We start from the raw sequence: 13662 nt of genomic DNA on the forward strand, positions 1-13662 counted from the left end.
TATTTATAGTATAAGTTATGGCTACAGAACAGCACAAGGCTCAACTCGAAAAGAAAAGAGCGGAACGAAAAGAAAAGGATTCCGGAGATTCTCCTTCAGAAAAGCGAGAAGTAGTCATGCATGGCGCCAAGCTAAAATGTGAATATGCACAACAGTTGGGTGAATTAAAAGTAACTTCGAACGAATTGAGGCTTCAGGATCAATTATGGGCTACACAAGGCGATGGCAACAATATGATTAACCTTCAATTTAAAGGAACCTGTGGACATCCCAAATGGCCTGCAAGAAACATGCAGCCGCCACCCTGTATGAGCGTGATAAAATTAAGTCCATGGGAAAATCTTGGAACTACTGAGGTACAGAACCAGAAAGTGCTGGTCAAAGAATCAACGATAACCTGCAATCCTGAATTTAATACGGCAGTAGCAAGCCCAATACCCAATGTCGAAAGTATTGCGATTAAGCCATCTCCACTAATCATAAATGCCCATTTCGCAAAATTTGAGCTAAAAACGGAAAAGAATGTCACCACTTTCAATTTAACAAAAGTAGATGAACGCGGATTAAGTTATGGTGTTGCCTTAGTTATAGAAACCGTTGGGTTAGCTGGAAAAAAATTGAAAGTAAAAATAAAAAGCGGTGTCAGAAAAGTACTTTCAGATGTGGATACGGCAATAAGTTTTATTGATTTAAAAGATATTGATGCCATTACAAAACCGGAGAATTATAAAAATGTAAAAGCAAAAGACGAATTTGAAGTGGAAATAGGAAAATTAGCGTCTGATGCTACATTATCAAATAAAGATACTTTTAAAGATAAAGGCATTTTAAAATTAATGCTCAACCAAAAACCGGATGATTTGTCATTTGATTTGGCAAAACTCATTGCAGCCGATGCCAGTAAAGAAGCGTTGGTTTATGTAGAAATAAATTGCTCAGAACCTAATGTGGAATACATGGGAGTTGACAGTGGTTCAGGCACCAAAAATGCCTTCTTAAAAGAAGAGGGTAAGTATTTCAAAATAAAAAACAAAGAACAGGCCTGGCTTACAACAGCCAGAAAAGAAATGGAAAAAGGAGTAACCGAAGCCACTCATTGCAATACTATCATTAATGATTACCATCAGGTAAACAGGGAACACAAACCTTCCGGCTGTGCAACGATTACCAATGCGTGGTGCGCTTCATTTGTGGGCTGGTGCTTGACCCAAAACAGTTTTTCTGCCCAATGTGATCCCGGAGCTTACAGTTACGGACATACCAATACAAGATATCGAAATAAGAAAGTGGTAAAAGACGGAAAAACGGTCATATTGCCAGACCATTTTGATGATCCGGTTTGGGCTAAAACCACTAATGGCGGCAAATTAGCTTTAGGCTCGATATGTGTCGTAAACAATAAAAAGCACGTCACTTTTGCCGTAGCTAAAAATAAAGAAGGAACCCATCTGTTCGGATTAGGAGGAAATCAGGGAGATGCCGTTAAAGTTAGTGCTTACAGTGTAAGAAATTCAAGTGTTTATCCAATAGAGTATACAATTAACGAAGAAGATTATGAATTACCAATCTATTATAGAGAACTTAAAGGTGAAAGTGTTACTTAGGCTTTTATTACTGGTTGCTTTTCTTCCAAATGAAGTTGTATCACAAGTCGTAAAAGTTGATTCGATCTCAATTTCTAAAGAATGGAAAGATTGCAACGGAATGAACAAGTTGACAGTAAACGTAAATGCTTTATGTAATCCTGATGAGCCTCCTTTTGATGGTCATAAAACAATGATTGATGTAAGCCTCAAAAACAAAAAACATTCCTTAAATGTGCAATTCGATGATCCGGATTATCAAATGGAAATGATTGCTTTTAGTGAGAAAAACATTTGGTTTTATAACTTAAAAAAAGCCAGGGTAATTTTTATTCCGTTCTCCTATTGCAGTAATTCTGATTCAGAGAAAAAGCTCTCTTATATTATTTTATATAACGACAAAAAATATTTGTATCACATTCCTTTTAAATGCACAGAAGAAGACGATTGTGTTCTGAATGCAGATTTAAATAAATCCATGAGTGATTTGAATCCTAAAATAAGGACGGAACTCATAAAGAAAATTAAATCCCACTATAAAAAAGGAAGTGACTTCAACTAAAAAACCAAATTGCAATGGCACAAAGTGAAGAACAAAATAACGAATCGTATTCAGCAAATCCGAATCAAAAAGTATATGATACGCCACATGTTGTTGATCATTTAGTGGATGTTATTGCCATTTATTTTGCCGAAAAAAAGAAGAAATTTAAATGGACACCCAAAGAAGAAACCTATACGGTAAATAAAGGTGGAAAAATTGCCGATGTCAAAAAAAAATATACAGATACCTTTAAAGCCGAAAAAAAGACCATTCGGAATCTGGCGACAGATCCTGATCATACAGCGGCTTTAAAACCAAATGATCAGATAAAAGTAACCTGGGAAGAACAAGAGGAAGATGGATTTGAAATGGTAAAAATTCCAAAAGCAACGATTGGGAAAAAGGTTTACATCGTAGCAAATTGTCATGGTGATAAGGCAAAACTGACGGTTCAAATCAATGAAAACAAATTAGCCAATACGGAAGCTGTTTATGATGCCCCGGTTAAATTTTTGATTGGAGATCAGGAAAAAGACAAGGTTGAATTTTCAATTACAAAAGATAAAAGTGAATACGAGCAGGAAATTACGTTACGGCCCAAAACAGATGCCGATTTAAAAAAGCTGGTAGAAAAATTTGATAAGAGAACCGGTAAAAATGCTTTTGTATATTTAAAAGGGGAAGTGACAGAAACCTCAGACGAAATAAAGTTTCCTGATGAAACACATGAGTTCTTAAATAAAGAACAGGAACGATTTGAAGTTTTAGGAACGCCATGTTATTGTAATAGGGATATTACCGTGGATGAAATGATAAATCTGATTTATCATCTCAGAGACAAACAAAATTATGTAAGCAAACGAGACCATTTCTTTAACAACGGAAGTGAAAAAATAACCGAGATTTCTATTTCTACCGGTAAAATTTCAGACAATAGAGATAAAATTCAATTATTCGTCAATGAAATGAATGCTATGTTTAAAAAATTCAACATTAATACATGCAAAAGAAAGATTCATTTTATAGGGCAGATGTATTTAGAAACGATAAGTTTTACATACACTTATGAAAGCAGAACTTCTGTGCCGGACAATTATAAAGGAGGAGTGGATTTCCAGGGTAGAGGTATGAAGCAAATAACGCATGATTACAATTACCTGGCTTACTATGATTATATCAATACAACCACCTTTTATGATACCTATATAGCCACAAGGAGCGGTTATGAAAGTGTTGGCGATTGTGTTGCAAAGAGGCCGGCCGCCACTACTGCCGGATTAGACACCGCCTTTTATGATGGTTTAAAAACGTTTGCAAAAAAAATATCTCAGGAATTATTCCATGCATTTAATTCAGCGGGATGGTTTTCTACAGTTTATAAGCCAACTACCCTCACCGAAATGGATAAAGGACTAGAAGATGAAAATATAAGGTTAGTTACCGTGGCTATAAATGGTGGTGAAAATAATTTGGCTGAAAGAAAGAATTATACGAAATGGACTAGAGAATTTTTTAAATACGATACCGAATGCGTAAGAAGATAACAACCAGTTTATTGATTACTTGTATGATTTTGCTTTCATGCAAGGCCCAAAATCATAATGCAGCAGAGAAAAACACTCTTGTTGCAGATTCAACTTTGGTATATGAAAACAACAAGGTCATTGGTAAAATTTCCCAGCCAACAATCTACAATTGTAAAGCATGCTATACCGTAAGCAATAGTAAAATAGGAAACATAAAAATTAAAGTTCCGGTTTCAAATAAGGTGATCAATAATCAATCCGTGTTAGAACAGGATTTTGCCATTGACAAAGTCATCAAAAATGGTAATAATACGGTCATTAAATATTCAAGTACATCCTCTTCCAAAGCTTATGAACTAGAGGTGAACAAAGATTATATTGTTAGAATGCTGACTTACAGTTATGGGTCAAAGGATATAAAAATTGGAGAAAATGACTATGCATCATTTCAGGCCAACTCAATATGCCAAAACGAAAAGAAGATTAAAATTAAAGATACAATTACACTAAATGACGGCTATGTTTTTGCAACTAAAGATTGTTTTGATTGTCCGGTAAAATATACGATTGAAGATTGCATAGCCAACAGAAAAAAAGGTGTTAAAATGAATTGGGAGTAATCGTTTTTAAATTTCATAATTCAAAAGCAAAAGTCTTACTATGCGAAATATTACCGATACAGTTGAAGGCATAAAAGAATTAGATATCAGCTTGTATCTTGAAGAGCATTTGCAGTTTTATAAATTTTCAATGATGGAAATAACCACAGAAAACGGCAATGTTTTAAAAAGTGAAGTTAATAAAACAATACACTCAACAATATTAAAAAAAGATTTTGAAACCTATCTGATCCAGTTGGAAGTCTTTGATATCGAGTATAAAAACAGAACCGTTTCACTGACTGAGAAAGATTTTTTAGGACGTATTGCTGAGGTAAATGATGATATAATTCTAGAAACAGACGAGCATTTAAATATCAATAAACTGGTAAACCAGCATCAGATTCAAAAAAGGCTGGAAGAAAAAATAGAAAGATTAGCCAAAAGTAATGTTGGGCCTAAAGTAGAAGAAATGTTTCAATATCTCAGGGAGTTTTACAGCAACGATAGGAGGATTCTTTTAGATATAAAAAACTATAGACAGCATGGTCTGCTTCTGAATCCGTTTTATGACAGATATACGCCTTTATCGGTGAAAAAAAGAAGTGTAAGATATTTGAATTTTGTGGAAAATGCGGTCGTTAATATTGGGGAAGAAGCCCGCGTAAAAAAAATAAAATTAAAAGAACGGGAACTCGAAGTTGGAGTAAAGGGAAAAATGATTGCGCCATTCTACAACGACATGATTTTTAAGTCAATAAAAAAGAAAGAAGTTTCATTTGATTCTGAAAAAGACAAACCCAGCCTTGACAAATATGAAGGCAGTTTTATTTTTAATATGAATACCGGAACGGTTAAAAAAGCGAGTATCGAGATTGAGTTTTCACTCGGTAACAATTATAGAAAAACAATAAGCTATCAATTAAATGAATTAAACGATGCCGATAACAATTGATGATACAGGACAAACAGTAACGCTGAATCCGCCGTATTCGCCAGTTACGCCAGACGATAGCCTGCAAAAGATAACCCGTGTTTATTTTGCAAAAAAGACTGTTACGAATGAAGGAGCAAATGTGGCATTTACGCGAATAGATTCACTCCATGCACAGCAGGAAGGCGGACAAAACCTGCCATATGATTCTGTTTTGGGTAAGACTGTTTATCTGGTTATCGAAACCGAAAATATGGCAACCTTGTCTATAGATGTTGTGATTCGTCCGGCCGACAATACATTGACAGGAAATACAGAAACCCTAAACCTGATGTGGTTCAATCCGTCAACCCAGAATTTCGAAGTCAGGAGAAAAATGACTGCTGTTGTCGGCAATTTTGATGCCCTGAACAATAAGGGAACAACCGAAAATCCATCCGGTTCACATGAGCATTATACTAATCTGGCAGACCATGAAAACAAAGCTATTATAAAATTACAGCTAAGGCCATCCTTACGAACCGATTTCAATACCTGGGCAGCCAATATAGCGGCGGCGGCTACACACACGGCCAATCTGGAAGTAGTTGTGGAAAGAACAGATAATGAGCCTTGCGCTTACGGTCCTGACAGTACAGAAGAAGTTAAAGAAGCGGGTATTTTCCTGAATAGTGATGCTCAGGGAAGATTTCGGGTTGGCAACAGGAATTTTTATGAAATCTACGCCAGAGTTTTATCAGGAAGAACCAACAACAGAAATACCTACACAGATGGCACCTATAATTTCCTTCCTATGAACGGTACAGTCAGGAGGAAAATCAGCAAGCTTGAAAATCCAAGTTCGACACAGGTTACCTATTACCATTACGATATTTATGGCAATGAAGTATTTATTGCTACCTGTGATAAAACATCGGTTATGGGCAGGAATAACGGACAGCAACTTGGAGCAGTGCCGCCAGGTGCGCTTCGTACAGAAAATGCTCCTGCCGGAGGCGCGGCCCAAACCAATCATATTTTTGCAAATGCTATTGTCACAACCGGAACGCACAGAAATGACAGAAATGCCAGAGCTTTTCCGGGTGCACTCAGGATTGTCCGCTATACGGCTTCCGGAACCAATGTACCTTTGGTCAGAATGCCGGATACGCTTAATGTTACTGTAAACGGTAGGGTTATTGCCTATGGATTCTCCAATACGCAAAGACGATTCTGTAATCCGGATTGTTTCGCAGCTTTTGTGGGTGTGTTATCGCAATACGGATTAGCAGGTGTAAATTCAACAGGAATGTGTTTTGGCGATGCAACCAGCTATCCTAGTTTGGCACACCCCAATGGAGATAGCGTAGACACTAGCTATCTGGCCAACCGACAAAACGAACAGGATTTATTAAATGCTTTCGTAGACTGGAATTTTGCCCAGGTAATTGCCGGAACAACACAGCAGGCCTGGCTACGAAATGCGCACAGATATGCGGGAGACCACAACGACCATTTGCATTCCGGAGATTTTGACAGTAATTCGATTCATAACATCTACCAATGAGAAAAATAGTTTCCATACTCGTTTTTATAGCCACTCTTTCCTGTAGTAAAAGTATCAGTCAGGTCAGTACTATCAAAAAAATAAGCGAATCTGCTAAAGTAAATCTGCCTTATGGAGACAAAAATGTACTTCATGAATTTCCTGCCGATTGGTCAAGAGGTGATGCCTTACAGGATTCTTTATATAATAAGATGAGCTTTTTTTTATTTCAGGATAAGGACAATCCCGCCAGAAGCACAATTGCAATAAATTATCCTAAAGCAAAAACTTTTATAGCTAAAGACTTCATTCCCTCAAATGAAATAAAAAACGGGAAGTCAAAAATAGAAATCAAAAGCGCTCAGGTTTTTGATGGCAAGAACTTCAAAATAATTTCCGTACTCTATGAAGGTAAAATAGACTGTAAGACCTGCGAATATCCCGAAAGTCAAACCCAGAATGTATTATTGAGCATTAAAGACGGAAAAGTGATTGATAAATTACCTGTGTCCTACCTTAACGGAAGCGATTTAGGGCAGTCAGCAAGATATTTTTATATTGATTCTGACAGGATAATCCATCTCAAAGATTTTAAGTCGGATGAAGAAGGTGTTACTTTTGCCCAATATCTCAAATATAAAATCACGCCTGACGGCAAATTTGCCAAACTATAATAACTAAAAAACCCCGCCTAAAGCGAGGTTTTTTTATCTTAAATCTAAATTCAGAATATTAAGTAAGATAAAAGATAATAGACGATAGATAAAAGATGATTTCGTTATTCCAAAATCTTAAATCTCAAATCAGAAATCTAAAATAGATTAATATCTGTAATATTCAGGCTTAAACGGACCTTGAACTTCTACTCCAATGTAAGTAGCTTGTTCTTCGTTTAAAGTTTCCAACTCAACACCTAGTTTTGCAAGGTGAAGGGCAGCTACTTTTTCATCCAGGTGCTTAGGAAGCATGTATACTTCATTTTTATAGGCAGCACTGTTTTTCCATAATTCAATTTGAGCCAAAGTCTGGTTTGTGAAAGAGTTACTCATTACAAAACTTGGGTGACCTGTAGCACATCCTAAGTTTACAAGACGTCCTTCAGCCAGGATGATAATATCTTTTCCGTTGATAGTGTATTTATCTACCTGAGGCTTGATTTCGATTTTTGAAGCACCGTGGTTTTTGTTCAACCAGGCCATATCGATTTCGTTATCAAAGTGACCAATGTTACAAACAACAGTCTTGTCTTTCATTTTTTCGAAATGCTTACCTACCACGATATCTTTGTTTCCTGTTGTAGTGATGATAATATCAGCATTAGCAATAACAGTATCCAGTTTTTTAACTTCATATCCGTCCATAGCTGCTTGCAATGCACAGATTGGATCGATTTCAGTAACAGTTACAATAGAACCTGCACCTCTGAAAGAAGCAGCAGTTCCTTTACCAACGTCACCATAACCACAAACCACAACTCTTTTTCCGGCCAACATCAAATCAGTTGCACGACGAATTGCGTCAACAGCAGATTCTTTACAACCGTATTTGTTATCAAATTTAGATTTAGTAACAGAATCGTTTACGTTAATTGCAGGCATTGGCAATGTGCCGTTTTTCATTCTTTCGTAAAGTCTGTGAACTCCTGTTGTAGTTTCTTCAGAAAGACCTTTGATTCCGGCAACCAATTCAGGATAACGGTCAATAACCATATTAGTCAGGTCACCACCATCATCCAAAATCATGTTCAATGGCTTTCTGTCTTCACCAAAGAATAAAGTTTGCTCAATACACCAGTCAAACTCTTCTTCGTTTAGTCCTTTCCAGGCATAAACCTGAATTCCTGCAGCAGCAATTGCAGCAGCGGCCTGGTCTTGCGTAGAGAAGATGTTACATGATGACCAGGTTACTTCAGCTCCAAGAGCAACCAATGTTTCAATCAACACCGCAGTCTGGATTGTCATGTGAAGACAACCTGCAATTCGAGCACCTTTCAAAGGCTGTTCGTCTTTGTATTCTCTGCGAAGCGCCATTAAACCTGGCATTTCAGCTTCTGCTAATTCAATTTCTTTTCTTCCCCAAGCTGCAAGAGAAATATCTTTCACTTTGTAAGCCACAAAAGGTAATGTCGTTGTACTCATCTATTTGTATATATTTGTATTATCAAATTTTTTGCAAATTTACGGAATTACTTTTTATTAAAATAATCGGAAAAAATTATTTAAGGTTTGTTTAATAAGAGGTAATTGTTTGATTATTAAAGCCTGCCACGAATTTTACTTCTGAGGTTCTCGTATAAAACCGCAAGGTTGATTTATTTATTAATTAGAAATGCCCTTATATAAAGTCATACATTTTAGTCCGTCCATAAAAGTCCTGATTTGGAAAATCACGGAACCTTTTGACGAGCTTTTTTCTCAAGTCCTATTGAAAGAAAAAACGCTTGGCAGATTGCAATCCATGAAATCAGAAGTGCATCAAAGGGCTTTCCTGAGCGTCAGGAAACTGCTCCAGGAGGCAGGACATAATGATTTGCAGCTTCATTATGATGAATTTGGCAAGCCACATCTCGAAAATGAAACCCATATTTCCATTACCCATTCGTTTGATTTTTCTGCAATTATCTTAAGTGATGAAAATGTGGGGATAGATATTGAGCTTCGCCGTGAAAAAGTAATGCTTATCGCAGAAAAATTTGTTGACGAAAGCGAATTCAGATTTCTGGATAAAGAAAAAAAAGACGATTATGTTTCCAGATTAACCGTAATCTGGGGCATAAAGGAAGCTATTTTTAAAATCCGTAATGAAAAAGGAATCAGCTTCAAAGACCATATTTTTGTAGCACCTTTTGAAATGACAGAAAAAAAAGCAAAAGCACTTCTGACTTTTGGAAACCTAAATATAGAATTTGATATCTGTTTTGAAGAAATCGAAAATTATACGCTTGTATATGCCTTTCAAAAAGGAAATCAGTAAGCCCAATGCAAAACATCTATAACGAAATACTACAGTCCAAAAAAGAGAAAAAAAAGCTTCTGGCCATTCTTCTCGATCCCGATAAGATTTCTAAGGATTCATTACAAAGTATTATTCCTAAGATAAATCAGTCTCCGGCTACGCATATTTTTATTGGTGGAAGCCTGGTGCTTACCAATACTATTGATGGAATCATCCGGGAATTAAAACAGAAAACGGCACTTCCTGTTTTGCTTTTTCCGGGCAACCCGTCGCAAATCTCCATTGAAGCCCATGGCATTTTATTCCTTACTTTGCTGTCGGGCAGAAATCCGGATTTTTTAATTGAACATCAGGTCAAGGCAGCACCAATTTTAAAAAAAACCAATCTGGAAATTATTTCTACAGGTTATATATTGATTGATGGCGGCAACCAGACTGCCGTAGCTTCAGTGAGTAAGACAATACCATTGCCTAGGCACAATTCAGATATTGCAGTGGCAACAGCGTTAGCGGGTGAATTTTTAGGAAACAAGTTGGTTTATCTGGAAGCAGGAAGCGGTGCAAAACTTTCAGTTCCTTTAGAAACGATTTCTCTGGTTTCAAAAAACATAGAAATTCCATTAATTGTAGGCGGAGGCATAAAAGACATCCAGGGAATTGAAGATGCCTATGCCGCCGGAGCAGATTTGGTAGTGATAGGGACTGCTTTTGAAAATGACTCCAATTTTTTTATAAATTCTAACCTGATGCTTCATGATTGATTTTTTCCTCAATGCCTATAAAAATACACCGGTTATTGATATTATCCTGGAAGCTATAGTTTTTATTACCGGAATCCTGAGTGTTTATTTTGCCAAAAAAGAAAATATATGGGTCTATCCAACGGGTATTATTGCGACAGTAATCACGGTATATCTGCTTTATAAAGCAGGCTATTTTGCCGATATGACGCTTAATATTTATTTCTCCGTTATGAGTATATATGGTTGGATTAACTGGTCAAGGAAGAAAGAAGATGACTATGTTGTCAAGATTTCAAGGACAAATACAAAGCAGAAAATTATTGGGGTATTGTTATTTTTTCTTACTATTGTTGTAACATATTTCGTATATCACCTGTTCGGTAAGGAAATCAAACCTGAGAATTATATCGACATATTTACGTCAGGATTGTTTTTTACGGGAATGTGGTATATGGCAATGAAAAAGATTGAAAATTGGACACTATGGATTATTGCAGATATCATAGCTGTTCCGTTGTATGCCTATAGAGGATTGGGGATGTTGTCATTGCAATATGTAATTTTTACAATTTTGGCTATTTTAGCTTACATAGAATGGAGGAAAATCTTAAACAGCAGCCCACAGATAAAATCAGAATAGCATTGTATGGACCGGAATCTACCGGAAAAACTACATTAGCAAAACAATTGGCAGAACATTTTCAGTCGGTATGGATTCCCGAATTTGCCCGTGACTATTTACAGGAAAAATGGAATCGTTCCAAAGAAATTTGCCAACCGGAAGATTTGCTTCCCATTGCAATCGGGCAAATGCAACTCGAAAATAAAGCCCTGTCTGAATCCGGTAAATATCTTTTTGCCGATACGAATCTAATGTGTACCAAAGTCTTTTCGGAAATCTATTACAGTTTCTGTGATTCTACTTTGGATAAGGCTGCCCGAAAGCACAAATACGACCTTTTTTTCTTAACAGACATTGACGTTCCTTTTGAAAAGGACGATTTGCGGGATAAGCCTGATGAAAGAGAAATGCTTATCCGGAAATTTGAAGAAGCCCTGATTGAAAATAAAAAACCTTATATACTGCTTTCCGGGAATAAAGAAGAAAGATTGCAAAAGGCAATTGCCATTCTGGAAGATTTGGAAAAATCAAAAGCATTGGGATTTGATTCTTACGATTTTGTGCAGATATACAATCAGGGAATAAAAATTGATACCGTAGCGAATTATCTTAGAGTATTTAATACGGGCATTCCAAAAGCAGTTTTAGAAAGGCCGGCTTCATTAACAGATGGAATTATGCCACTTTCTGAAGAAGAAGCGGTTTATTATGCCAATCTATTTGAATCTAAAAAAGACAGGCTGAAAATTCAGAAGTTTGTACCTGCCTCAGGGGCGGCCAGCAGAATGTTTAAATTCCTGAATGAATTTGTCAACGAATACAAATTAGGCAATGAAACCATAAATGCCTATATTAACAGAAAACGTTGTGGGGCTATGCCGGTTTTCCTGATTGGTATAGAAAAATTTCCGTTCCATAAAACGGTTTTGGAATATACGCAGGTGAAATATCCCGAGTATAAACAATGGGACAAAGACACGCGTTTTTTCTATTTTGTAAAATCATTGCTCTCATCCAATCATTTTGATTTTGCCTCCAAACCTAAAGCAGTATTGCCTTTTCATCAATATGGCGATTATATTGCCACGCCAATAGAAGAACATTTGAATGAAAGCGGTTCGTATGCGTTTTCGTCAGGTATTTCCGGTTTGCATTTTACAATTTCTGAAGAACATCAGGACTCCTTTGATAAAATTATAAATGACGTCAAGCCAAAGGTAGAAGCCAATACAAATGTGCAGATTCATGTGGATTATTCTTATCAGCATAAAACAACAGATACGCTTGCAGTCGACCTTCAAAACAATCCGTTCCGTCTGGATGATGGCAGTTTGTTTTTTAGGCCGGGTGGACATGGTGCCCTGATAGAAAATCTTAATCAATTGTTTGCGGATGTTATTTTTATAAAAAATATTGACAATGTAATCCAGAACCACATCCACATTATCAGTTTGTATAAAAAAGCATTGGCGGGTATCCTGTTGGAATTTCAGGACAGGATTTTTACTTTTCTTAAAGTGCTGTCAACGGAAAATATCCAAAAAGAAACAATTGACGAAATCGTAGAATTTGTAAAGTCAAAACTTCAGATTGTTATCAATGCCGATTTCCAGAAATATACACGTGAAAATAAAGTGAGTCATCTTCAGGAAATCCTGAACAGGCCAATTCGTGTTTGCGGAATGGTCAAAAATGAAGGAGAGCCCGGTGGTGGTCCGTTTTGGGTGAGAGATGCAAAAGGAAATGTTTCCTTGCAGATAGTAGAATCCTCACAAGTCGATATGCAAAATCCTGCGCAGGCTAAAATATTGTCAAGCGCAACACATTTTAATCCTGTCGACCTCATTTGTGGTACAAAGGATTACAGAGGTGAAAAATTTGATTTGAAAGAGTTTATTGATAATGAAAGCGGTTTTATTGTAGAAAAAAATAAAAATGGAAAACCAATCAAAGCCTATGAATTGCCGGGGCTTTGGAACGGAGCTATGGCAAAATGGATTACCATTTTTGTAGAAGTGCCCCTCATTACTTTTAATCCGGTAAAAACAGTAAACGATTTACTAAAACCGGCACATCAGCCGCAATAATTTTGGATACGGAAAAAATAATATCAGAGCTAAAGTTTAAGGCTGTCAGGAGCAGCGGGGCAGGAGGACAGAATGTCAATAAGGTTTCCTCCAAAATTGTCCTGTCTTTTGATTTGGGAAACTCAAAAGCACTTTCGGTAGAGGAAATTGCGATTCTTGAAGAAAAACTGGCACCACGCCTAACCAATGATAAAATACTTATCCTGAATAGCGACGAAGACAGAAGCCAGTTAAAAAATAAGGAGATTGCTATAAAAAGACTGCTCCATTTACTACAGCAGAATCTTATTGTCCCAAAGGAAAGAAAGGCCACAAAAGTGCCCAAAGCTGTTATTAAAAAACGAATCCAGAACAAAAGAAAACTGTCTGAAAAAAAGGAGTCCAGAAGAAAACCTGACTTTTGATTAAAAAATCCCGATTCAAGCCTGCTTTATCTTAATACTTTTCTATCTTTGCCCTGTCTCAAAGGGGTGCTCTAAATAACGAGCTGAGATTATACCCAACGAACCTGGGCGGGTAATGCTGCCAAGGGAGAATGACAACT

13 protein-coding genes are annotated in these 13662 nt (G+C 36.7%); 12 read left to right on the forward strand and 1 reads right to left on the reverse strand.

The window, feature by feature from the left end:
* The first annotated feature begins 17 nt into the window (after positions 1 to 17).
* From BGO88_RS12725 to BGO88_RS12755, 7 genes are read left to right on the forward strand one after another with little or no spacing between them, the layout of a single operon-like run.
* Entirely contained in the window at positions 18 to 1604 is a 1587-nt protein-coding gene (locus tag BGO88_RS12725) for a PAAR-like protein (protein ID WP_286707106.1), read from the forward strand.
* Positions 1588 to 2145, forward strand: a complete 558-nt coding sequence (locus tag BGO88_RS12730; protein ID WP_286707107.1) for a hypothetical protein — start codon at positions 1588 to 1590, stop codon at positions 2143 to 2145. The genes BGO88_RS12725 and BGO88_RS12730 overlap by 17 nt, the downstream gene beginning before the upstream one ends.
* A 14-nt stretch (positions 2146 to 2159) precedes the next feature.
* Positions 2160 to 3671, forward strand: coding sequence for a hypothetical protein (locus BGO88_RS12735; RefSeq protein WP_286707108.1), 1512 nt, complete (start codon positions 2160 to 2162; stop codon positions 3669 to 3671).
* Positions 3656 to 4273, forward strand: coding sequence for a hypothetical protein (locus tag BGO88_RS12740; RefSeq protein WP_286707109.1), 618 nt, complete (start codon positions 3656 to 3658; stop codon positions 4271 to 4273). Before BGO88_RS12735 ends, BGO88_RS12740 begins: the two co-directional genes overlap by 16 nt.
* A gap of 40 nt (positions 4274 to 4313) precedes the next feature.
* On the forward strand, positions 4314 to 5207 hold the full coding sequence (locus BGO88_RS12745; protein WP_286707110.1) for a hypothetical protein: 894 nt from the start codon (positions 4314 to 4316) through the stop codon (positions 5205 to 5207).
* The gene (locus BGO88_RS12750) at positions 5191 to 6732 is read left to right on the forward strand and encodes a hypothetical protein (RefSeq protein WP_286707111.1); all 1542 of its coding nucleotides are present in this window, start codon (positions 5191 to 5193) and stop codon (positions 6730 to 6732) included. Before BGO88_RS12745 ends, BGO88_RS12750 begins: the two co-directional genes overlap by 17 nt.
* On the forward strand, positions 6729 to 7385 hold the full coding sequence (locus tag BGO88_RS12755; RefSeq protein WP_286707112.1) for a hypothetical protein: 657 nt from the start codon (positions 6729 to 6731) through the stop codon (positions 7383 to 7385). The genes BGO88_RS12750 and BGO88_RS12755 overlap by 4 nt, the downstream gene beginning before the upstream one ends.
* Before the next feature lie 147 nt (positions 7386 to 7532).
* Here the strand turns inward: BGO88_RS12755 and ahcY are convergent, their stop codons facing one another.
* Positions 7533 to 8849 (reverse strand): adenosylhomocysteinase, encoded by a 1317-nt coding sequence (gene ahcY / locus BGO88_RS12760; protein ID WP_286707113.1) that lies wholly within the window; start codon positions 8847 to 8849, stop codon positions 7533 to 7535.
* A gap of 190 nt (positions 8850 to 9039) precedes the next feature.
* On the opposite strand from ahcY, the gene BGO88_RS12765 reads away from it, so the two are divergent.
* From BGO88_RS12765 to arfB, 5 genes are read left to right on the forward strand one after another with little or no spacing between them, the layout of a single operon-like run.
* Positions 9040 to 9684, forward strand: a complete 645-nt coding sequence (locus BGO88_RS12765; RefSeq protein ID WP_286707114.1) for a 4'-phosphopantetheinyl transferase family protein — start codon at positions 9040 to 9042, stop codon at positions 9682 to 9684.
* A 5-nt stretch (positions 9685 to 9689) separates the two neighbouring features.
* Entirely contained in the window at positions 9690 to 10427 is a 738-nt protein-coding gene (locus BGO88_RS12770; protein WP_286707115.1) for a phosphoglycerol geranylgeranyltransferase, read from the forward strand.
* A complete protein-coding gene (gene pnuC, locus BGO88_RS12775; protein ID WP_273236627.1) occupies positions 10420 to 11049 on the forward strand; it encodes a nicotinamide riboside transporter PnuC in 630 nt (209 codons plus the stop codon). Before BGO88_RS12770 ends, pnuC begins: the two co-directional genes overlap by 8 nt.
* Positions 11004 to 13118, forward strand: a complete 2115-nt coding sequence (locus tag BGO88_RS12780) for a DUF4301 family protein (RefSeq protein WP_286707116.1) — start codon at positions 11004 to 11006, stop codon at positions 13116 to 13118. Before pnuC ends, BGO88_RS12780 begins: the two co-directional genes overlap by 46 nt.
* Before the next feature lie 2 nt (positions 13119 to 13120).
* A complete protein-coding gene (gene arfB / locus BGO88_RS12785) occupies positions 13121 to 13522 on the forward strand; it encodes an alternative ribosome rescue aminoacyl-tRNA hydrolase ArfB (RefSeq protein ID WP_101471240.1) in 402 nt (133 codons plus the stop codon).
* The last annotated feature ends 140 nt before the right edge of the window (positions 13523 to 13662 follow it).

Source organism: Flavobacterium sp. 38-13 (assembly GCF_001899155.1).
GTDB lineage: Bacteria > Bacteroidota > Bacteroidia > Flavobacteriales > Flavobacteriaceae > Flavobacterium > Flavobacterium lindanitolerans.